The sequence below is a fragment of the Pseudomonas sp. genome (genome assembly GCF_049300855.1).
Taxonomy (GTDB): domain Bacteria; phylum Pseudomonadota; class Gammaproteobacteria; order Pseudomonadales; family Pseudomonadaceae; genus Aquipseudomonas.
On record NZ_JBAQKH010000014.1, the window covers coordinates 1 to 22,975 of the forward strand.

Annotated in this window: 16 protein-coding genes; 5 read left to right on the forward strand and 11 right to left on the reverse strand. The window is 50.7% G+C overall.

Annotation, left to right across the window (positions count from 1 at the left end; translation table 11 throughout):
• Together WA225_RS04280 and WA225_RS04285 are read right to left on the reverse strand one after the other, a co-directional pair.
• On the reverse strand, positions 1 to 2,936 hold a 2,936-nt coding region (locus WA225_RS04280), incomplete at its 3' end, for an amino acid adenylation domain-containing protein (protein ID WP_422606986.1).
• Positions 2,936 to 8,224: an amino acid adenylation domain-containing protein gene (locus WA225_RS04285; RefSeq protein ID WP_422606987.1), complete on the reverse strand. Its 5,289-nt coding sequence runs from the start codon at positions 8,222 to 8,224 to the stop codon at positions 2,936 to 2,938. The genes WA225_RS04280 and WA225_RS04285, both read right to left, overlap by 1 nt.
• A gap of 625 nt (positions 8,225 to 8,849) precedes the next feature.
• On the opposite strand from WA225_RS04285, the gene WA225_RS04290 reads away from it, so the two are divergent.
• From WA225_RS04290 to WA225_RS04300, 3 genes are all read left to right on the forward strand, one after another.
• Positions 8,850 to 9,455, forward strand: a complete 606-nt coding sequence (locus WA225_RS04290) for a sigma-70 family RNA polymerase sigma factor (RefSeq protein ID WP_259368700.1) — start codon at positions 8,850 to 8,852, stop codon at positions 9,453 to 9,455.
• Between the two features lie 195 nt (positions 9,456 to 9,650).
• On the forward strand, positions 9,651 to 9,899 hold the full coding sequence (locus WA225_RS04295; protein ID WP_005759447.1) for an MbtH family protein: 249 nt from the start codon (positions 9,651 to 9,653) through the stop codon (positions 9,897 to 9,899).
• A gap of 4 nt (positions 9,900 to 9,903) precedes the next feature.
• Entirely contained in the window at positions 9,904 to 10,617 is a 714-nt protein-coding gene (locus WA225_RS04300) for a thioesterase II family protein (protein WP_175553973.1), read from the forward strand.
• Positions 10,618 to 10,747: 130 nt separating this feature from the next.
• Here the strand turns inward: WA225_RS04300 and WA225_RS04305 are convergent, their stop codons facing one another.
• From WA225_RS04305 to WA225_RS04335, 7 genes are all read right to left on the reverse strand, one after another.
• The gene (locus WA225_RS04305; protein ID WP_175553972.1) at positions 10,748 to 11,722 is read right to left on the reverse strand and encodes a GNAT family N-acetyltransferase; all 975 of its coding nucleotides are present in this window, start codon (positions 11,720 to 11,722) and stop codon (positions 10,748 to 10,750) included.
• Positions 11,723 to 11,725: 3 nt separating this feature from the next.
• A complete protein-coding gene (locus tag WA225_RS04310) occupies positions 11,726 to 13,051 on the reverse strand; it encodes a lysine N(6)-hydroxylase/L-ornithine N(5)-oxygenase family protein (RefSeq protein WP_175553971.1) in 1,326 nt (441 codons plus the stop codon).
• 572 nt (positions 13,052 to 13,623) lie between these two features.
• A complete protein-coding gene (locus WA225_RS04315) occupies positions 13,624 to 14,226 on the reverse strand; it encodes a hypothetical protein (RefSeq protein WP_422606988.1) in 603 nt (200 codons plus the stop codon).
• A 33-nt stretch (positions 14,227 to 14,259) separates the two neighbouring features.
• Positions 14,260 to 14,640 (reverse strand): hypothetical protein, encoded by a 381-nt coding sequence (locus tag WA225_RS04320; protein ID WP_422606989.1) that lies wholly within the window; start codon positions 14,638 to 14,640, stop codon positions 14,260 to 14,262.
• A gap of 840 nt (positions 14,641 to 15,480) precedes the next feature.
• Positions 15,481 to 17,766, reverse strand: a complete 2,286-nt coding sequence (locus WA225_RS04325) for a restriction endonuclease (protein WP_175553964.1) — start codon at positions 17,764 to 17,766, stop codon at positions 15,481 to 15,483.
• A 502-nt stretch (positions 17,767 to 18,268) separates the two neighbouring features.
• Positions 18,269 to 18,469, reverse strand: coding sequence for a BPSL0761 family protein (locus tag WA225_RS04330; protein ID WP_371929251.1), 201 nt, complete (start codon positions 18,467 to 18,469; stop codon positions 18,269 to 18,271).
• Between the two features lie 105 nt (positions 18,470 to 18,574).
• Positions 18,575 to 19,003, reverse strand: coding sequence for a hypothetical protein (locus WA225_RS04335; RefSeq protein ID WP_175553963.1), 429 nt, complete (start codon positions 19,001 to 19,003; stop codon positions 18,575 to 18,577).
• A 93-nt stretch (positions 19,004 to 19,096) separates the two neighbouring features.
• On the opposite strand from WA225_RS04335, the gene WA225_RS04340 reads away from it, so the two are divergent.
• The gene (locus tag WA225_RS04340) at positions 19,097 to 19,390 is read left to right on the forward strand and encodes a helix-turn-helix domain-containing protein (RefSeq protein ID WP_175553962.1); all 294 of its coding nucleotides are present in this window, start codon (positions 19,097 to 19,099) and stop codon (positions 19,388 to 19,390) included.
• Positions 19,391 to 19,685: 295 nt separating this feature from the next.
• Here WA225_RS04340 and WA225_RS04345 read toward each other — a convergent pair whose 3' ends face one another.
• Complete coding sequence (locus WA225_RS04345; protein WP_422606990.1) at positions 19,686 to 19,997, reverse strand: hypothetical protein; 312 nt, start codon at positions 19,995 to 19,997, stop codon at positions 19,686 to 19,688.
• Positions 19,998 to 20,169: 172 nt separating this feature from the next.
• On the opposite strand from WA225_RS04345, the gene WA225_RS04350 reads away from it, so the two are divergent.
• Positions 20,170 to 20,274 carry a hypothetical protein gene (locus tag WA225_RS04350; protein ID WP_371929250.1) on the forward strand — a complete coding sequence of 35 codons (105 nt, stop codon included), beginning with the start codon at positions 20,170 to 20,172 and terminating at the stop codon, positions 20,272 to 20,274.
• Here the strand turns inward: WA225_RS04350 and WA225_RS04355 are convergent.
• Entirely contained in the window at positions 20,271 to 22,925 is a 2,655-nt protein-coding gene (locus WA225_RS04355; RefSeq protein ID WP_422606991.1) for a TrlF family AAA-like ATPase, read from the reverse strand. The genes WA225_RS04350 and WA225_RS04355 overlap by 4 nt on opposite strands.
• Positions 22,926 to 22,975 lie beyond the last annotated feature (50 nt).

A 22,975-nucleotide genomic window follows, 5' to 3' on the forward strand; every position in this document is an offset into this window, starting at 1 on the left:
ACGACTACACCAGGCACCATGTAGTCCGGCAGTGTCTGGCTCAAGCGCTCGCGTAATGTCGGGGAGTCGATAGCTTGCGCCACCACATAACCGATCAGTCGCGCCCCACTTGGCCCTTCTTTGGCCATCACCACCGCCGCTGTCACTTCAGGCTGCGCCAGCAGTTGCGCCTCGACCTCACCCAACTCAATCCGGAAACCGCGGATTTTGACCTGATGGTCGATCCGGCCGAGATACTCCAACTGTCCTTCATGGTTCCAGCGCACCAGATCGCCGGTGCGATACAGACGCTCACCCGCCCTGGCGAACGGGCTCGCCACAAAGCGTTCAGCACTCAAAGCTGCCCGCCCGAGATAACCTCGAGCCAACAGTTCGCCGCCGATATAGAGCTCACCCGCTATACCTGGTGGCACCTCGCTCAAATATTCATCCAGTACATAGGTCTGCGTTTCCGAGACAGGTTGGCCTATTGGAACAGAACTGCGTCCATCATCACGACAAGTCCAATGGGTCACGTGGATGGTGGTTTCAGTCGGGCCATACAAGTTTTGGAGATTGACTCCTTTGAGAAGACGCAACGCCTCGCTCTGGGTGTTCTCAGAAACGGCTTCTCCCCCCCACATCACATGACGCAACGGTAATTGCACATCTTTGCCGATGTGGGCCAGGAAAGCTTTTAGCATCGAAGGTACAAAGCTAAGAATCGTCACTTGATGCTGACGAATGAGCTGGACGATCCTTTCCGGATCACGGTGATCTCCAGGAAAAGCCACCACCAGTCGTGCACCGACGATCAGTGGCAGGAAAGTTTCCCATACCGAGACGTCAAAGCTGAACGGTGCCTTGTGCAATACCCCATCAGCCTTTGTCAGCCCATACGTCTGCTGCATCCACGTCAGGCAACTCGTGAGTGCACGATGACGAATCTCTGCGCCTTTAGGGTTACCGGTGGAACCCGAGGTGTAGATGACATAGGCTAAGTTTTCGCCGTGTAAGGCGACGCTCGGGTTCGTAGGAAGTTGAGTGCTCAGATCCTGCGTATCTAGCGCCAACACCTTAAGGCTGGCCGGGTGTGGAAAATCTTTATTTATCGTGCTTTGCGTCAACAACAACTCAATGCCGCTGTCTATCACCATGTAAGTCAAACGTTCGGCAGGAAGTTCAGGGTCGAGTGGCACATATGCGCCCCCTGCCTTCAAAATCCCCAACAAGCCAATCACCATATCCAGCGAGCGCTCGACCGCTATCCCGACTTTCACTTCCGGCTGCACACCCTGTTTGATCAAGTAGTGCGCCAGTTGGTTGGCCCGTTTGTTTAACTCGGCGTAAGTTAGGCTATCGCCGCCAAAAACCGCCGCCGTCGCATGACCACTCCTGCGGACCTCTTGTTCGAACAGGTAATGGACCGGCAGCATATTGGGAGAGCGTGTTTCATTTTCACTCCAGAGCTTAAGCTCCTGTCGCTCCAGTTCACCCAGTAGTTGCACATCACTCAGCGCCGTCTGCGGCTGATCGACCAACGCTTGCAGCATCCTAATATAATGCTGCGACATGCGCTTAATGGTCGAAGCTTCATACAACTCCTGAGCATATATAAAACTGGCTTTCACCCGCCCTTCTGCATCTTCGCAAGTATCGATTGTCAACTCGAACTGCGCGGTTTGCTCGCCGAGTGAATAATCTTCCAGGTTGATTCCGGGCAAATGTTGCAACGCCCTAAGATCTTGCTGTTGGTGATTGACCATTACCTGAAACAACGGATTAATGCCGAGGTTACGCTCCGGTTGCAGCGCTTCGACCAGTTGTTCAAATGGCAGATCCTGATGTGCCTGCGCGCCTAGAGTGGCCGCTTTCGCTTGCTCGAGTGCCTGCGTCAGACTAAGGCGTCCGTGTAGGACGTTGCGCAGCACTTGGGTGTTAACGAACAGACCTACCACCCCTTCGGTTTCCACCCGGTGGCGGTTCGCGATAGGCACACCGACGCGAATATCCTGCTGGCCGCTGTAGCGATACAAAAGCGTCTGGACCCCAGTCAGCAGAGCCATGAACAAGGTAGCACCTTGGCGTTGAGCTTGTTTATGCAACCCCTGAATCAACGCTTCTGGTAGTTCGAAGCTATGACGACCGGCACGGTAACGCCCATCCACTTGGCGAGGGTTATCCGTCGGCAATTGCAAAACTGGGTGTTCATCACCTAACTGCACCTTCCAGTAGGCCAGTTGCCGCTCTTTCTCTCCCGCCTCAAGCCAAATTCGTTGCCACATGCCGTAATCGGCGTACTGGATCGGCAAGGGGGCCAAGTCTGGCGTATGGCCTTGAACACGCGCGCTGTACTGCGCTACGAATTCATCGACAATGACCTTTACCGACCAACCGTCCGAGATGATGTGATGCATCATCACGACGAGAATATGTACATCGTCGGCTTGTCGAATCAGCCCCAATCGCAGTAGTGGGCCCGCCTCTAGATCAAATGGGCGCTGATGCATCCGGTCCACAGCATCGCGAACACGCGCCTCAAGCTCCAGCGAGCAAATATCTCTCAGGTCAAGTTCTTCACATTCAGTCTGCAGGTCGGTCTGGATGAACTGCTGAACCTGTCCATCCATCCCCAATCGAAATTGTGTGCGCAAAGCTTCGTGACGTCCTATAACCGCATCGAAGCTGGCTTTGAGGGTCTCAACATCAAGAGCTCCAGTTAGCTTCATCGCCCCAGTCATGTGATAGGCGGAGCCACCGGGTTCCAAGCTCCACAGAAACCATTGACGGGCCTGTGCATAGGAGAGAGCCAGCTTTTGCGACTTCAGACGGGGCACTATTGGAAATTGCTGAAAAGATTGCCCGTCATTGCGCAGCTTTTCGTAGAACGCTCTACGCTGAAAGGGTGCCAACTCAAGAAAACGCTCCGCCAAACGGCGAGCCAATGGCGCATTCATCAGGCTTTCTCCTCGATCGAACTCATGAATGCATCAAGATCGAGCAATTGCTGATCATCGGCATAGCGTTGGGTGCATTTGATTTCCCGCGCGAACTCGCACAGAACTGGCGCATTGAAAAGTGTTGTAAGCGGTACATCTCGACCTAGGCTTGACCTCAGTCGAGTGGTCACCTGAATGGCCAACAGTGAATGGCCACCCAATTCAAAGAAATTATCGCGCCGACCGACATCGACTACCCCCAATAGCTCTGCCCAAATGGTGGCAAGTGTATGTTCGAGCTCATCGAGCGGTGCTTCATAAACTCGGGTCACTACTGCTTCTACGCCCGGTGCAGGTAATGCTTTTCTGTTGAGCTTGCCGTTCGGTGTCAAAGGTAGCTGGGGCATTTGTACAAATGCGGAAGGAACCATGTAGTCCGGTAACTGCCGACTCAAATAATCACGCAAAGCTGGCGTTTCGACCGAAGCTTCCGGATTTAACACAACGTATGCGACTAACTGCTGGAAATCGTTTTCACCGCGCGCGATCACAACGGCCTCTTGGACAGACGCATGCTGAATCAGCTGGGCCTCTATCTCTCCCAACTCAATACGGAAACCTCGAACCTTGACTTGATAATCATTGCGTCCCAGGAACTCCAGATTGCCATCTGCCTGATAGCGCACCAGATCACCCGTGCGGTACAGGAGCGCGCCCTCTTTCTGAGAGAAAGGATCATTCAAGAAACGCTCGGCAGTCAGTTCAGGACGGTTTAAATAACCTCGCGCTACGCCTACGCCACCAATAAACAATTCACCGACTGACCCAATTGGAACAAGTTGATAATGCCCGTCCAGCACATAAAGACGGGTGTTAGAAATCGGACGCCCCATTGGCACCGCAATATCGTTGAACCCTTCTGGGCAGATCCATGCGGTGACGTCTACGGACGCTTCCGTAGGGCCATATAAGTTAACAATTCGAGCATCCGGCAGTAATTCTTGATGCTTGCGAACCATATAAGAGGGTAATGCCTCACCGCTGGCAAAGACATACCTAAGCGAACGGCAATCCATTGCAAAATCATCACTCACAAACGCACTCAACATTGAGGGCACGAAATGCAAGATCGTGACGTTCTGCTGCTGAATTAAATCAATGAGTGCGCGCGGATCTTTATGAGCGCCCGGTACAGCGAGCACCAGCTTCGCACCATAGAGAAGTGTCCAGAAAAACTCCCATACAGAGACGTCGAAACTAAAAGGTGTTTTCTGCAGAACGACATCCTTCTCGGTCAGTGAAAAGGCGTCCTGCATCCATTCCAAACGGTTAACGATACTGCGATGCTCCACCATCACTCCCTTAGGCTTACCGGTGGAACCGGAGGTATAGATTACGTAGGCAAGGTGCCTTGAGTTAACGCCCGAAACTCCGGAGTCTGGATTGGAATCACATTCGGACAAGTTAGCTAAAGCGCTGGGCAAATGTTGCACGCAAAGAGAGGGCAAAAGCCTCTCAACGCTTTCCCCCAACGCCTTATCTCCTGATTCATCCATCAAAAGCACTGTGGGATTGGCATCCAACAACAGATCCAGCAAACGCTCAGTTGGATAATCGGGGTCTAGAGGTACATAGGCGCCACCAGCCTTCAAGGTAGCCAACAAAGCTACAACCATATGAGGCCGTCGCTCCGCACACACTCCCACGCGACTGTCAGGACGTACTCCTTGAGCAATCAGGTAATGAGCCAGTCGGTTAGCCTGAACATTCAACTGTGAATACGTCAGCTCACATCCGTCTTGCACTAATGCAACTGCATCGGGTGTCCTGTTCACTTGGGCTTCAAAAAGCTGATGCAGGCAAGATTCCGAAGAATATGAGGCGTCTGTCTGGTTCCACGTTTCTAGCAAAAGAGCCCGTTCAGTCGACGATATTATTTCTACACTTGAAACGACCTGCGTTGGATCACTGATCATTGCTCGCAACATACAAATCAGCGCGTCGCGATGCCGCTCAATTGTTTCCGCGTCAAACAATGCAGTCGAGTAGGCAAACTCCCCAACAATCGTGTCGTTAGACTCTGCCAGTATCAACTCTAAATCACACTTAACTGCATTGATTGGACTGCCGCGAAGATTCAAGTGCACACCAGGAATATCGGGTGCTTTCAGATCATTGTTTTGCCAAGTGAGCATTACCTGAAATAATGGGGTATGCCCAAGGTTTCTAGCGGGCTGCACGATCTCTACCACTTTTTCAAACGGCAGATCCTGATTCTCCTGCGCCTGCAGTGTGACCCGACGAACCTGTGAAATTAATTCATCTAGTCGAGTCGCACCCGACACATTAATGCGCAGCGCCAAACTGTTGACAAAAAAGCCGATGAGCGCTTCCAGCTCTTGGCGTGGCCTATACGCCGTCGGCGTGCCGATAATGACATCTTCTTGTCCTGCCAAACGAGATAGGACAGCCGACCAGCCTGCGAGCAATGTCATAAAGAGCGTCACGCCATCATGTTGGCTCAGTTGCTTCAAAGCATGTGTAAGCTCTTTATCAAGAACAACTTCTACGCTGGCGCCCGCTACCGATTGGCGGGTCGGACGAGCACGGTCCGTCGGCAAAGCCAACAATGCGGGCGCATCAGCTAATTGTTCTTTCCAATACTCAGCCTGTTGTTGCAGGTGTTCCTGCTGCAACCATTTACGCTGCCAAACTGCATAATCGGGGTACTGGATGGTCATAGGAGGTAATGGTGCCGAACGGCCTTCATTACAGGCAGCATATAGCGCACTGAACTCTCTCACGAATACACCGACAGACCAGCCATCTGCCACCATGTGGTGAAATGTCACTAGTAAGACATGTTTATCGTGTGCCAAGCGTAATAACCGGGCACGAATCAACCGCCCGCCCGATAGATCAAACGGCTTGGATGCTTCGTAATTAGCCCAGTCAGTAACTGATTCGTGTTGCGCACACTGAGTCATCTCACTAAGGTCATTTTGCGCAAGGACGAAATCCTGAACTGACTGCGCAACGACTTGGAACACCTCCTCTCCACTTGCGACAAAAGTCGTACGCAGGGACTCGTGCCGCGTGACGATATCAGCGAGCGTTTTCTGTACGACATCAAATCTCACCGGGCCTTGTAGATCCAAAACGACAGGCATGTGATAGGCAGCAAGAAGCGACGCATCCAGTTGGTTCAAGAACCAAAGCCGCTGTTGCGATAAAGATAGCGGGAGAGGTCGACTACGATCCGCAGGCTGGATTGCCGAGTGCTTAGTCGGCGGTAACGAGCTCACCACAACTGCCAGCGCACCCAATGACGATTCTGAAAATAACGTAGCCAGCGGGACGGAGACACTCCATTTGCTATGTACGCGCGCGAGCAAACGAGCTGCTAGCAGCGAATCACCACCCAGCTCGAAAAAATTATTATTTCGACCGACCCTTTCTACATCCAGAAGCTCCGACCAAAAACGCGCCAGTGTTTGCTCAATTTCCCCCTGCGGTGCCTCGTATGGCGACAGAGATATTGCATCTTGCTCAAAACTGGCGCGCCAAGACCAGTTAGCATCGATAGTCTGTGTGATGTACATCTGCTTGCATTGGATTCGCTGGATCTTGCCGCTTGACGTACGAGGAAGCCGCCCAGGTTTTACCAGCAGCACAGCGGCGAGATCAAAAATCCCATGCTGTTGAGCAAGCTCCTTCCGTACTTTTCCAATCAATGTTTCATGCGCAACCTTCTGTCGACTGTTAACTTCCTGGACGATTACAACTGGAGAGTTGGCCTCATCCTCTAACGCGAAGACGGCGCAACCATTGGCCCGGAAAGCGGGGTCAATCCCTTCAATGGTTACTTCAACATCTTGCGGATAAACATTACGCCCATTAATTATCATCATCTCTTTGATGCGACCAATTACGTATAGCTCGCCGTTACGGATAAACCCAGTGTCTCCGGTGCGCAACCAGCCACGATCACTACCTTCAATGCGGGCACCGAACGTTTCGTCGCAAACAGATGTGGGTTGCCCCCAATAGCCTTGAGCAACCGACCCGCCACTCACCCAAATTTCGCCCACGCTAACTTCCGGCAACTCCCTCAGTGCTTTGGGGTCGACAACTGCAACGTGATGATTCCCGCGCCTCGTTTCCCCTAGACAGATAACCGGTGTTGTATCCAGTGAATCATTACTGGTCGCAATCCAACCGACTGCAAGTGCTGCCTTGCTTATGTTCTCTACAGCGGGAAAACCGGACGCCGCTCGCGAACGCATAGCAACCAGCAGCACCGACTCAGCGAGACCATAAGCAGGCGCGATCGCCTCAGGCCGGAACCCTTGGCCAGCAAACGCTTCACAAAAATGTCGTAACGTCGAAACTCGCACCCGCTCCGCACCGTTTAGCGCAAGATCCAGGCAACTTAGATCGAGTTCGCTTTTTTGAGCCTCAGATATTTGTTCAGCACACAACTGGTACGCAAAGTTGGGCGCACCCGTTACCCGAGCTCGATAACGAGATACCAGCTTAAGCCATCTAATAGGTCGCATCAGGAAAACAGAGGGCGGGAACTGAATACAATGCCCAGCGAAGAAGATAGGCCATGCGATGCCACACACTAGGCCAAAGTCATGATAGGGCGGCAACCAAAAAACCACCTTGTCGCCCGCTGACGCATTGCAAGATTCAGTAATAAGCGCGAGATTGGCGAGCAAATTATCATGACTCACCATCACTCCTTTGGGAGAAGACGTGGAGCCTGATGTGTACTGCAAAAATATAATATCGGAACCACATAGTGTAGGAGGTATCCAATACTCTGAAAGATCCTCGAGATCATCTGTTGCAAACCAGATCAAACTCTCTAGCTGCTTGTTATTATCCGAAAACTCCATTTTCGCTACATTTTCAGCAATTCCAGCATGCGTTAGGGCAACCACAGGCTTACAATCGTCGGCGATGGCCGACAAACGCCGTAACGCATTCGCATTCGCCGGCGACAAAGCTGGAACAGCAATCACTCCAGCATAAAGACACCCATAAAACGAGATAATATAGTCAAGGCTGGGCGGATAAACGAGAAGGACACGATCGCCAGGCTTGGTTATCTTTTGAAGATGTGCGGCTAGTTTCTTTGCCTGATGATCTAACTGTGCAAACGTCAGTTCCCCACTGACATTTTCTCCATCATTCAGATACGTGAAGACTGGCCGAGACGCGTGACCATTCGATTTCAGAGCTCGAGCCCGTGCAATGTCGAAGAAAGTGTCTTTACCGTTATCTACTGATGTCTTCATGGATACCCTTATTCCACGCAAGTGGCGCTAAAAAATAATTACTGTCGGGATTCTATACTTGTCATTTTTACGAGTTATCACTAAAACTCAGCTATCCGTTTTCGCTAAATAGCATCCCGCCCGAAACCGTCGAGCAATTCTTAGCCTTTCGGTAGCAGCCTAAATTTCGAGAGAAATTCCAAACGATGTACATACCGAAAAAAGCGAAAAAAAATCACGAATATTAAAAACAAACAAAAGTCAATTTTTTATTTTGTGGCGAGGCTGATCAGGCCTGCTCCAGCTTTCCTCTCAGAGAAGATGCCCCTGCCTAAAATGAGTCAAAATAAGGCTCACTGACCGATTGATCTCACCAGTGAAAGCTCCTTGATCGTTCTAATGGAGCCGAAAATAGATCAACGAAGCGCCCCCCTCTTGAAAGAAAAAATCGCAAATCCAAGCGAAAACCGTTCATATAACGCCAGTAGCTAACCAAGACGATCCAGCTCAAAATTTGTTTAGTGCCCCATTATTGGGCTTCGCTGGCCCCACCCCTTCCGCTCAAAATGTGACCTGAAATTAGCTATTGGTCACAAAACACATAAATAGTAGCAGTTAGCCACGTAACAATTAGTTACAGAAAAGCTTGATTTCGATCAAAAGTGTGGCAACAATTCCGCCGCCTACCCCTGCCAAGCAGGCTACTCAGCGAAAGGAAGCGCTACACGTGACGCTAGACCTATCTACAAATTCACTCGGCGACGTCTTCATTGCACACCGCGCAAAATTGCGCAGTATCGCAATAAAAATTGTCGGAAAATTTGAATTAGCTGATGAGGTTATTCAAGAAGCCTACTTGAAGGTGACCGTGGGATTACGTGCAACCCTGATCGATAAACCTTACTCATATTGCTGCCAGGTCGTACGAAATCTCGCCCTCGATTACTACCGTCGCTATACCGTGGAGTCGACATACCGCGTTCACGTTGAAAATATCGAACTTCCGCATCCTTATGATGAAACTCCACCCGAACAAATTTTGCATGATCGCCGAATACTTGAAGCAATTGATAATGCGCTCAAGGTGCTACCAAAAAGAACAAGAACAGCCTTTGAGATGCATCGACTGGCAGGTTTCACTCAACGCGAGATAGCACTAAAGCTAGGATGCTCGGCAACACTGGTTAACTTTATGCTCAAGGATGCTGCAGTTGTCGTTGCCCCCTTCAACGACATGATGGAAGGTCGCTAAGTAACACTGAACACAACCTAATATGGTATGCAACCCCTTTCCACAGCTTTAAGCACACGTTGACAAGCGGATAAAAACGCCAAAGGCCAGATGCGAGAGTTGGGCATCTAAACAAATTTTAGGTTGGTTTCGTCTAGATGCTAAGGCAAGCCACTCGTTGGCAGCCCCTCCCCTAATAGCCGTGCGAGATTACACATGACTACGAGTTGCTTCGATCGCGAAGACGAAACTTTCATTGTTCTGATCAACCATGAGGAACAGTACTCACTATGGCCACACTGGAAAGCAATTCCTGGTGGCTGGAAAGCGGTTGATAACATCAAAGGAGATAAAAAGACCCTATTGGAATATGTCGAGCGAGTCTGGACCGACATGCGCCCACTTTCACTACGCACCTGGATGGATGAGCAAACCACCACCCTCCTACCGTCGACGCAACGGTAAAAGAATGCATAGCAGGAAAATCCAACACGTCAATCTGCTAGCCCTGCCTTGCGCAGGTGCTAGCGCCAACATGTATCTGCGCTGGCGTCGACTACTACCTGATTGGATTAGCCTGGTACCAGTCGAGCTGCCGGGCCGAGGAAGTCGACTGAGCGAACCCTTCATAAAGAACTTCGACCGACTCGTCGAACAAATTTGTGAAGAGCAAGCGCCGAAAATGCGAGAAAGGTATGCACTGTTTGGGCACAGCATGGGCGCTTTACTGGCACATGCAATAGTGCAGCGCCAACGACAGCTCGGCAATGTCGAACCTAATACCGTTTTCGCATCAGCCAGCCCTGCCCCATCGCGCTTTTTCCGAGAGCGGTTTGTCGATAAAAACAATGACGCAGCGCTGATTAAGGATTTGCGCAGGCTGGGCGGTACGCCGGAAGCGATCTTCGGGAATGATGAGTTACTGAGAATGACTCTGGACACACTAGGGGCAGACTACCGAATCTGTGAGAGTTTCCAATACCAATTTTCTGAACCTTACTCCATGCCGCTGCACGTTTTCGGGGGCAAGGCAGACGATATTGCAGCCGAGCGCATTGAGGCATGGCGGAAGGAAGCAGGCGGTGAATTCACACTTGATTGGTTTGAAGGAAATCATTTCTTCATCAACCAGCACGAACACCAGGTAGTTACCAGCGTAGTCAATAAGCTAAAGGGGCGTTAGGCCCCACCTGAGGCTGCCTAATATCCCAATAACCCTCAAAGTTTTTATGGGCAAAATCCAACCTCCAACCTCCAATCTCCAAGCCCAGCGGGCGGTAAACCGCCCACTGGATCTCCCTACAACACACCCATCAGCGTAACGCACACCGATCAAAGAAGCGCTCTCGACTCAGCACCACTAGCGCAGCCCGCTTATGAGGAAAATCAAAGTTTTTTTCATGCCAATAACCCATCTGAAGCATATGAGTGATAATCGTCGTATTGTCAGCACGAGGCTCAGTCACGATGCGCTGGGTTCGACACTCATCTAGAAACAAATAGTGGGTCAGTGCTGGGAACCAACTATGCACCTTGTGCGCCCCTCTATGCGCAGCCTCTCCCACAAGCACATGCATACCTCGATCGTAGTCGCCCGCATCACAAAATGGTGCAATCCGGTCCTCTTTGGCCCAATACACTTCAAAGTAGCCAAACGGTTGATCATCAAATGAACCGATAAGACTATAAATGTGTGGGTCTTCAGCTTGCCTCCGAAGGTATTCACGATGCTGCTCGATGGAGCCAGCTTCATTCCAAAACGCATTTACTCGCGGATCGTTCTGCCAGCGATGGAACAGAGCGAGATCAGCTAAGGGGTCGAGTGCGCGAAACGAAATCCAACTGCCCAGCGCTGGATCAAATCGGCGGTACACCTCTCCTTCAGGCTTAGGTGGACGCGATGGATGGCGCGCCCTTTCACTCGTTACATATCGCAGTGGATAGCCGGCGCTGGAAGGACCGCGCAAACACGGCCAAGGCAATTGCCAAAATGTACTGCGCTCAATCTGCCAGCCATCTTGACCATCAGACTGTATTAAGCCTTGGCAAAGTAACGCCGCGGAGAACTGGCCCTGACCCAGCTTCAACACCTGACATTCAGGATCATTTGAAAAATGCCAATATCCTAAGGCCCAATATGCCCAAAACAGATCTTCGCTGGACTCTAAATACCAGCGTTGATTGTCGAGATGAGCTCGTAATAAGAGTTGCCCATCCAGGCTGAATGATCCTGTTTCTACATCAATGCTCAAAGTGCGGCCATCTGGCCAAGGCAAGGTCTGATTCATGTCTCACGCCCTGCGCTGAAAAGTAGTTTCGTCAATTGATGCGGAATCTGTCCAATGATCGAACAAAGAGACCGCGATTTCATGGGCTCGCGCCGGAAGAACCGAAAGCAAGGTGTCACTCAGCCCGTGACTTGACTGACTGAACCCCTGCAAATAAACACCCGCCGTCATTCGCGGATCGGTCTTAACACGATAATCGCGACTCACTGCCATGTTGCCCACATACTCATGTAACGGTTCCAGAATTTGATGGTGCGAGACACGCTCATAGCCGGTTGCAAGGATAATCGCGTCATAGCGATGGGTTCGAGTCTCGCCCGTAGCAGTATCACGCAGCGTCAAGTCGATACCTTCGGCCGTAGCTTCCGCGCACTCTACCTGACGATGACAGAGGAAACCGTGACGAAACTGCTGCGCAACTTTTTGTCGATAGAATATGCCGTATATGCGTTCGATCAGGTTCAGATCGACAACCGAGTAGTTCGTATTTTGAAACTCAGCAATCAGTTTTTCCCGCTCTTGCTCGGGCTCATTAAATACAAGCTCAGTGTACTCGGGTGAAAAAATGGCATTGACGAAAGGACTGTCGTCGGCAGGTTTGAGCACCGCCGCCCGCGTAATCATATCAACCTGCACGGACGGGTAGCTGTCATTGAGATCAATGAAGGCCTCTGCGGCACTCTGACCTCCACCAATTACGGCGATTCGCATCGGTTCATGACGAGCACATTGCTGCTCTGCCATCCGCTCCAAATATTGGGAGTGATGAAATACTCGGCGGTCCCCACGCAGGCGCAAAAACTGCCTAGGAATACGGGGTGTACCTCCCGTGGAGAGGACGATCGAACGCGCTAAGCGCTTGTGCTCGCGCCCTTGCGCATCATGGCTGCAAACCTGCAACAATTCCACCTTGCCTTGATTGTTAACAGGTTCGACGGCCGTCACCGTCTGGCCGTAGGCAGACTGCCGATTGAAGCTCTCAGCAACCCAACGTAGATAATCGTTATACTCGAGCCGGCAGGGGTAAAAAGTACCCAGATTAATAAAATCAACCAAACGGCCTTGCTGAAGTAAATAATTGACGAAGGTGTATGGACTAGTGGGATTGCGCAATGTAACTAAGTCCTTCAGGAAGGAAATTTGCAATTCACTCTGACTAACCAACGTATTACCGTGCCAGCGGTAGTCGATTTGTTTATCCAAAAAAAGCGCACTGTAACCACGATTTAGCAGACCCGCTTGCTCCTGCAAAGCGATCGCCAAGGCCAAGTTAGAGGGACCAAAGCCAATACCAATCAGGTCCAAAGGCGTAGCACTGCATGGGTTCATTATGTAGTCTCCAGATGTCTTGTGGTCGTGAAACGAGCTTTCTGCTCAACAAGACGAAGTACACTGCTGAGTTGTTTAATCGCCTAGAGGTGGCTCTATCAACCCCATACGCGTATTCGTAACCAAAAACCAAGGTACCCCCCCCCTTTTGCCCGCCTGTACAAAGGAAGGTCTCCGATTGCCGCCTCTAAAAATCCCGAAACGCTTAAGTATTTGGTATTGGTGAATAACATAGGCGAAAGGACATGTCGCTTTTACAGACTGTCTCATAAAATCAATCGCCGCTTATCAAGCAGAAGTAGCCTTCACTGATTGGAAAAGCTCTCGAGAGGAGGCACTAGGAGATATCGCTTTGGTGGAAAAACTCTATCGCAGAGGATGGGGATATCGTTCGCCTTCTATGCGAGGACCAACTAGGTGAAAGTGACACAAACTGCGATTGATATTCGCCATAACAGAAAATGGTCAAAAGAGGCTGAAATAGCAGCATCAGGGCCGACATTTTCGGCGCTGATGCTCGTCCGCTAGCCAGACCGTGTATGCTACCTCACTCCCGGAATGCTAGAGCGGAATCATTCCGGCACGTAAAAACTATTAAAGTTGAACCCACTAGCACGAGCAACATAAGCAAGCGGATGGTTCACCTCAATGTCGCGATGCTCCCGAACAAGAGAGACCGTGTCGTAAATGGCTGTAGCGAGAGTAATAGCTCCTGCCGCATAGTTTCGCGCTCCCCCATTCACATCAAAGCCTATACCGGAACCTAATAGAGGTAACAGCGAGGTAAACATGATGCTCCCGAAAGTGGGCCTCATTGCATCCTCGATTTGCTTCACTTCTTGTTTGCAACGCATGATGAAGTTATTAGTACTTTCCAGCCGCAATTCTGCGTCCAGAATGCCCGCTATCAGAACGCAATGCTCTTCTACACTCTGACGAAACCTCGGTAAAAGGTGGCCATGTTTCTCTTTGAAAAACAGTAACTGATCAACCGTTACCCCCCCAGCTGGGGCTGGAAGTATGTTATTCAGTACCACTTGTCGCGCTTTGTCCACGTGACGCGAACGACTGGATGAAGGTGGGGTAAATGGGCGTTTTGAAAACGCTTTGCCATCAGTCACAGGTATTGCGTCAACTCGTTCCATTGCTCCCAGGCAGGCGGCGAGATAAAACATGAACTGATCAGCTACATCCTCCCTAACATCATATCAGCCATTGGTTATCTCGTAAGCGAGCCTCTGTCTTGAAAGAAATTGGGGCACATCTTCAAGTTTTTCAGCGTGAATTCGTTTGAAACCCAGATTAGGGGCATCCCGGCCCGGCAGCGTACCCAAGCGCAATTTCTCGTCCAGGTAAGAAATAAAATTCTCCGAAAAACTCCGGCATTCGTATAAGTGCTGTGCAGGTATGACGGGCCGTACAAGTCCTTCTGACAACAGGCCTTGCATGAAATAGCTCACTTCTTCAGGACCCTCTAGGTGAGCCATGGGAATGATGGTAGCTAAACCGTCCCAATACAATAGAGCTCTGGCGCTCCACGCATCCTGAGGTAAATCAATCGATGGGAAATACAGTGCATTACTTTTCATTTAACAAAATCCTTTTGATTTGAGAACCCATTGGAAACGGTACTGACTTTACACTGATTTCTCGAGCTGATTCCGCCGAATTTGCGCAAGACGCGTTGGATTTACTGCCGTGGTCCGTGTCCGGTGCATCTCTTGAGCGCTCTGCGGAAGTTGTGAATTTCGATGAATCTCACTTCATAAGTCACAATTCTTCAATTGTCGAGTGTGAGTTACTAAGCAGTTCGAGTGCGCGATTCTTCCGAACGTGATCAAGAACGATCTGATAGGGCCGTCTTTGGTCGGCCAAGCGCCGGTGTAGGGATGTGATCACTCAAACACGCTCATCGCGATTCAGGTTGACCTCCTCAGTCAGTGCATATGTATCGAAATTAGTGAGTTTATGTCCGGAAGATAAACTCCTTAATTTTGATACATCTTGATGCCGCTTGAATGAATGAACCTCCCGCGGCCTGCGATTGCGTTTTCACTTTGCAACCAGCGGAGAACTAACCCTCATGGTTATTCTTGCAGTGTCTTTTGTCGCATTAACTCCCAAAATGTCGCATTAATTTCTAAATCCTACAGCTGGCCTGGGATCATGTAATTTCAAGGTGAGATCACCGGACGCTTGCGACTAAGGGGCGACTGTGGGCAATCAGGCGTTGGGAGATAAGGGTCATCGCGCCCGCTTAAAATACGCGGCCACTCGCCATTAATGCTGGACTTTGGAAGGTGACTTGGCCGGACGCTTAAGTTTCCACACAGCCTGGATCAATACCAGACGGTCGGGATGCAGAGAACACGACAAGAGACAGTTCCAATACGTTACGAAGGGAGACGCACCCATTCCGCGAAGCTGGCCTAGCGATCAAGGAGAGGGGTAAACAGGTCTCGAAGAGCGCGGTCGTCAAATTTTTCCCCGTCTCGCTTGCTCGATAAGGGGATATTCGGAGAGGGTGCGCGACTGCTTCGGTCTTCAATCTCGCCCATTCGATCCTCGATGGCTGAGACGGCGCTATTCAACTCAGTTTCCGGCACACCAAACCGCGGCGCGAACTTTTTTAAGGCATCGATCCGGTCCGATAGGGAGGACTCGCTATCGTCCTCGCGAATGCGGCTAGCGTTATCCTCGAACTCCTCTAGCACAGCCGTCTGCAAGGCACAGGTGATGCTATCGGGCAGTCCATTCGCAGCATCCACTGCATCGACAAGGGTGGAGAGCATGTCACTTGAACTCCAGCGTATGACGTCGGTGAGTGCCTTTTCGATGAGCTCTAGAAATTCGGCTTCATAAATGAACGGCCGGTCATAACCACTCCCGCCTCGCAGGGAAAAGAACTCGATCAGAGCCTCCCCATCTGACCATGGACTGAAGCCCTGCTGTGGATTGCGCGCGACCCTGATTATGCTATCTGCAAACCGTTGATCGTCAGTGATCTCCCACCAATCCATCAGCATCCGGAGTCGCCGGGAGTTTGCGGCATCATTGTATTCGAGCGAGCGAGCGTCACCGGCTCGCGGCCGCCAGTTTGGGCGCTCTTCGATCATCTCGACCTTATCTGCGCAGGCTCTAGCGATCTTTGCTTGGTCGGCCTCGCTAAGCCCAGACGTATGCACGAAGTCCCAAAGGCTCGACAGCCAGTCGATTGAAACCGCCGTGGGAACGAGGCGAATAAGGAGTTCTGTGTCCAACAGGTAGGTTGATAGATAGTCTTTGAGCGAAGGGTTAAGAAAAGAAACCGTTGGCCTATCGAAGATGACGACATTGACGAAACTACCTTCCAGAATACGAAGGACTTCTTCGAAATCTTTAGGACCGTGCGGCAGACCATAGGTCATGCTCATCGAGGTATGCAGGATATCGAAAGATGAGCGAAGAGTCGTAATTGAGACACCGTATTCTGAGAGGAAAAACATCGCCATCAGTAGATGCCTACAACGATGGTCAATGTGCGTTCGGAACGCGGTGTCCCAAATCTGGCTCGGATTGTTCAGGGCGCCGATAAAGGCAGCGGGATAGTTGATGGGTTCAATGTCACCGACGCGAAATGCATCGGTCATTGCCTCGATGACACGTGGGTTATAATTTTTGTGATCAACGATTTCTGGGAGACTCTTACTCTCCAGTAACGCCCGGATATGCGACTGCGGCGTCTCTGACACGAAAAGATGATTGTAGAGAATCCGCGCCTTGATTCGACGAGTGTAAATGCCAACATCAAGCACATATTTCGTCACATCGAGGCGCTGATCACCAAGATGTTCAGAGACTCTACGGGCTTCTTCAAATATATAACCCCTTGTTGTCAGAATGAAACGGGCATTCGGTGAGCGACGTATGCGGCTCATAAAGCGCGCAAGATCAGAGTCTTTATGCGCCAAAGCTTGTCGATCGAGGGCGACTTTTCCAAGGAAGTCATCGAAAAGAAAAATTTGCTTCTTGCTGTCTTTAATGGCCGCGAAACCGTCTTCAAGGCTTCGTATAGGAATAAGCTCCCACTCCTCGCTTAAAAATGTGTAACAAAGCATCTCGGCCAATGTGGTTTTTCCGACGCCCGGCGGCCCGGATATGATCAGAAGCCGATGCTTTTCTAGCGTGACCAGTGATTCGTCGAAGCTAGGGTTTGCGGCGTAGACACGAACTTTTTGTTCAATATCTTCGAGGGTTAGCGCTGCAAAGGTGTGGGCCGCCGCATGTACTACGCGCTCCAGAACCCCCACACCCGAGAGCCAGAGTTTGATGTGCGACTTGAGAATTTCTGGGTACTTCCGGAGAAGACCATTGAGATCCTCCGGACCGAAAATATCCGCCTCTGATTTCAAACTTGGCCCTATGAGTGGGGAGAGCCTGTTTTTGCCAAGCGGCGTGAACCTACAAGAAGTCGCGAGTATGTAGCGGCCGGGGGCCAGTCTATCGATTGAAGAACGTTCACGCTTCATGGCCGCGGTTAACTTGCTGAACGGCGAACCTTCATAATGCTTCGCCTGTAGAACAACGTTCCCGCTGGCGTGCGCGTGCCGACCGTCAATACCACCATCTGGGCCTGCACAGAATGCCTCAAAGCGAACCCCCTCTTCTTTTCCGATGAGGTCACGGACTAGATCCTCAAAGTCCGCTGATGAGAGATTTCTGAAGTCGTAGCTCATGCTGCATTGTTACTCCAATCCGCGCCAAGCCAGGTCGCTCATGCTCGTCAGACATAAGATCATTCACAGGTACCTTTGCCCTCGAATCTGACGTGATGCGATCAGCATGACACGAGAGTTACGAGGCGAGGCGGAGTGCCTGGTAGAACGACGATTTCGCGCTGCCAGCTAATACTACTACGATGTCAGGACAGCAAGCGGTTATACAATGACGTCAACTCGATCGAATTTCTCTACTGAAAGTCTATCTTCTTTACCAGATTCGATCCGCGAAGTGACGGGGTGCGGTGGTGGTACACCTGCTCACTTCTGCGCCACCGTTGGATCTGAATATCAGACGCTTAATTTTCCGCTGTAAACACCGACCTAAAGCTCAGCAGAATCGCTCCATTGCGATCAGTCAGCAACGGCAATTTCCACTGGGGGCGAAGGGCTGAACCGGGTCGACTCGCGCACTTCACAATTGTCAGCTTATTGGCGAACAGAACGCAAGTAACGGCGCTTAAGGGGCGGGTGAATCAACGCAATGTGATTGATCATCAGAAAACACGGCTGACAGAATTTCAGTCGGATCAGGATAGTGCCTTAATAGATGAAAAGCCCTTAGGCGCAAGGGTTCAGCAACCGAGTGGTCACCGGAAAGATCAATCAAAAAATCCCTGGCATGAATGAGAGATCTTTTACGTTTATCTGCCAACGTCATGCTCACTCCAGTGGATGGATGTTCTTCCGAGGCAGCTCAATGTGCGCCCAAAAAATCATCCAAGTTGAGTCGATTGCGCCGATGAGACAGCCTAGCCACTGGTGGTCAAACCTCATGCTGTAGCGGGAATAAGACTTTGACATTTTGCAGATTCGTTTCCGGGGTATCTCCTAAGTTCGAGTAGGTTTGGCCGGAAACCCTGAAGAGAGAAATGAGCTCCCCGTTTTGGTCTGTTGCCTCAATCGCCTCCAAAAGAGGCTCCATTTTCCAGTCTCCAGTTTGATTTACGAAACTGGGAGTGACGAATTTTATTGACTGGACCCGAAAGGACTCATGTCGGAGTGAGAGAATAGATTTCAATGACTCAAATGAAGAGATCATTAGCATTTCGCCGACGAAATTTTCACCCTCACGGATCTGTGCTTCTAGATAAAACCAGGGGCACGCCATTGCCTGACGGATGAAGGGTTGAGCGAGAAAGTCGGTATCAAAAAGGCCGGTAAGAATTTCCGACGCTTCGCGGTCTCTACTCATCGATACCTCCCCCCTGAATCACGAATGACCAATATATGTTGTAGTCATATATTGTGCAATATCGCTCCATCGTTCCTTTTGTGAGATCGCAAAATGGAACTGAAAGACGCGTTTGGAGCATCCTTGAGACACGTACGCCATCAAAAAGGCCTCACGCAGGAAGACTTCTCGATTGTGAGCAGCCGCACCAACATCAGTTTGTTGGAACGTGGAGCCACCAATCCGACCCTAGAGAAGCTAGCCGAGCTTTGCCAAGTGCTTGATGTTCACCCCGTCAGCCTATTATCGGCGTGCTACATGCGAAAGGAGGGCGAAACTGACGTTGAGACCTTCCTTGCACGCATAAACAGGGAGCTGCAATTCATCGTAAACGCTCCCGCAACATAGCTAGCGGGGTAACGTGCTGAGCGTTGACATCAAGAGCGCATATTTTTATATTGAATTGCTAGCCGAGGGAAACGCAGGCGAGAGTCTCCACCCACGGACAACAGCAGTGCACCACCCTGATGAAGCTCGATTAAGCGCCCCGACCGTCAGGGCGTTTGATTTTGTAAATTCTTCATCCCATTAGTGCCATCAGATTATGCTATGACAAGCTCCTGTTTGTTAGCAGCGCCCTCATACCCCCAAATTGGGCGCTCCCCTCTATCTTGCGACTTTGAACCAGTCAGTCGGAGATTATCTATCGGCTCCCAACGTCACCAAAATAGTCATCCTTCGCGACAAGACCGAAGTTATCGGTGAAATCTCGGCCGTCCTCACTGAATAGATTTTGAATTCGCCGTTCCTGCTTAAGGTGAGCCAACGACAGGAAGAAACATTCTTCACACAGGTGCAGTTCATAGCGCTCCCCTTCATGGGTAGTGCCACACCCCCAGTGTGCTTGTAGGGTGCCGAACTGGTGCCCACCAGTATCCAGGCGGGTGGAGCAACGACACACATCGCATAAGACGTCAGTGACAGTCTCGACTTCGACTCTCCCGGTTATTTTCATCGATGACTCCTTCGACGGCTTTGATTCTTACTTTCAGCATACAGGCTCTAGGACGGAGCGAAGGCTCGCTATATCGATCCGCAGACCGAGTTTCTATACGTGCCCAGCAGAGACGTGATGCATTTGGCGGCAGAGAAAAACGCTACGCGCTACGAAAATTCCCGGCGTTGAGATGACCCATGAGGGCGAGCTGGGCAGCTTCGATGTATTTTTGAAGAAGTATCACCTCAGTGGACGAACACTGGAGGTGGTGGCTGCGATGGAACCAGACTGCTAAAACTCATACTTTTCCATGCGCTGGATGAAGGCATCTCGGCCTCCCTCCAAGATTCTCGCCACCTGGTCTCGGATTAGGGTGACGTCGATGGAACCCTGCGCATCAGGTGGAAGGCAACCGCGGTTCTCTTCAGTAGTGAACACCCCGATCCACTCTGCGTCGCCGAATACAGGGATGTTCGCATTGTGAGTGGCGAAGAGAAATTGCCGATTAGTTTTGGCGTCCCTCAACTCGGTTACAATTCTCTCAGCGATGAATGCGTTATCAAGGTTGTCTTCCGGTTGATCCATAAATAGCGGATCAATGTTGTCCAGAAGCAGCATGTGCAGAATCGCCGTGCACTGTTGACCAGTCGAAAGCTTATTCAAAGGACGGAATAATGGCTCAGCATCTCCATGAGCAACGTTCAGAGAAATGTCCACGCGATGCTCCAATTCCAGCGCCTCAAGCTCCATTATCTGCGACGGTTGGAGCTTGGCCAATGCGTCAGCGACCAAAGGTGTCAAACCCCACTCCAGTTGCAGCATCATGCTCCCTTGCCGGATCGATGCTACCAGCAGGGATGGACTGATCGTTTCTACCTCTTCGATCCACGCCAATCTCTTTTCAGCAATCCCTTCCAGCTTGCAACTCAATAGGTACGCCATCAGTGGTGAACGGTCAGCTTCAGGCACAACTTCAATTCTTAATTTTCCATCCAGCTTACGCGTTAGCTTCTTAGCCCCCTTCTGTAAGGCATCAAGGCGAAGACTTCTCAAACCTGAAAGCTCCGCCAATATATTTCTTCGCTCCAGCTCCTGCGTTTCGCATTGCTTTTGATATAAAGGTAGCTTTGCCCCTAATGGCCTTATGTGCTCGATATCTCCTTGCAACTTTTGATAAGCAACACCAATTTCCTGCCCTGACTTACCGGCAGTCTCAGGAAGCTTGCGGAGTTCTTTTTCCAAGTCCTTGTCATGTTCTTGGACCGCGAGCAGCCAGGCATCGTGTTCAGTCGAAAACTGCGTTTGACCGTTGGAAACAAGCTCCTCCATTACGGTCAAATGGGTTTCGAAATCCATCTTGAGTGATTCTAAAACTCTGCGCATTGCCACAAGCACGTCCCTATCGGGCACCCCGTTGACCGCCTCGTCATTCATAAAAGACAGATCCGGAAAGGCTTGTCTCAGGCAAACCAGCGCATTTTCGTAGCTTTTCAAACTTTCTTTAGCGGTACCGACTAGCACTCGCTCCCTTGCTAGCAAAGACGTCGTGGCCAACTTTTCAGCAACACCCAACGTCTCGTAGTCACGCAATTGTTCTTCAAGATTAGGGAGCCGGTTGAGTTCGAACTCAATGTCGTCCAGCCCAGACAGGGAATCCACAAATTTGAGGTGGTTTTCCTTTAAACGCTTCTGCGCATCAAATCGCTTTTTCTCATAATCATCGTCCTGCGGCAGAAATCGGTCGAGCAGTTGCAATCGGCTGGCTTCATCCTGGGCCAACTCGTAGATTTCGTTCTGTCCATATATATCCAAGCCAGGTAGGAGTTCTCTGGGCAGCATGGTAGATACGTCACCATTCACGTCTCGCACCACCGGCAGCTCACCGTACCGGCGAGACACAGTGTATTGCTTACCATTTTGCGCTGATGAGACCACGACCAATTCCACTCGACCGGCCGCCCTTCCTAAATTTTCTTTGATAATTTCTTGATGCAGTTTTTGAGCTTGCTTACCTTTCGGCGCAAGGTCCAATGCGAAACGAAGACATTCCAAGAGGGTGGATTTACCAGTGCCGCGTCCACCAATGACAGTATTGAGATGGTCAGAAAAATTGACCTTCAAACCATCCAGATAGCCACCGGCGACCACCATGCTAAGAACCCTGCCGACTGGGCTCTTGGCCAACTTAGAATTTAGCCGAATCCTGGAGGCGGGATCGAGGAACGCCACCTTAAAAGCCGCGAATGTGGGACGTGTCATCTTGATCAGACATGTCGCCCCAGCATGTTCCAAATCTGATGGTTTGGAGATGTCCTTGGCATTGATCAAGGCGACCAGACGCTTTCTTTTGTAGGCATCGTCTTTATTTTTTAGCACTCGGCTGTAGAAATCACTTTCGACTCCTTCCAAATCCTCCAAAGCCCCCGGTATCTGGGCCGCCCGAAGTTTTGGAAGCTTCCACACATGGTTAAGTCGGTTTTTCAACAAACCGCTATCCTGAGTGCAATGCGCGGCGTAAATAAACCCTCCAAGTTGATCTACTTTGTCAATCAACTGTTCAGAGCTCAAGCCAGAAGGTCGAACGCCGTCCGCAGGATCAAGCAAGTCGAGATTGCCGAGGTAACGTTCAAGCTGCTGTGTACCCGTATCTTCAGGGAACAAGCATACGTAGTGGGTTTTGTCATTTGCGGCGATCTCGAAACCCGGAAACACAACGATCCCATTCGGTTCAAGCACCTTTCTCAAGCTATGCACACTGACTACGCTGCCATGGTCAGCAATCCCAACAACCTTGATGTCATGTGCCAAGCACTTTTCAAGCAATGCGTGGTTGTACTGATCCTCATCAAAGCCGTGATCAGAGCCTCGGTAGGTACCTTGATAACTAAAGGGATTGACTTGTAGAGCACAGCGCCAAAATCGAGCAAAGGTAAAGTAATCGTCCATTTTGATCCGCCGCAATAGGTGGCATAGGGGCGCGAGGTATACGCCGACTT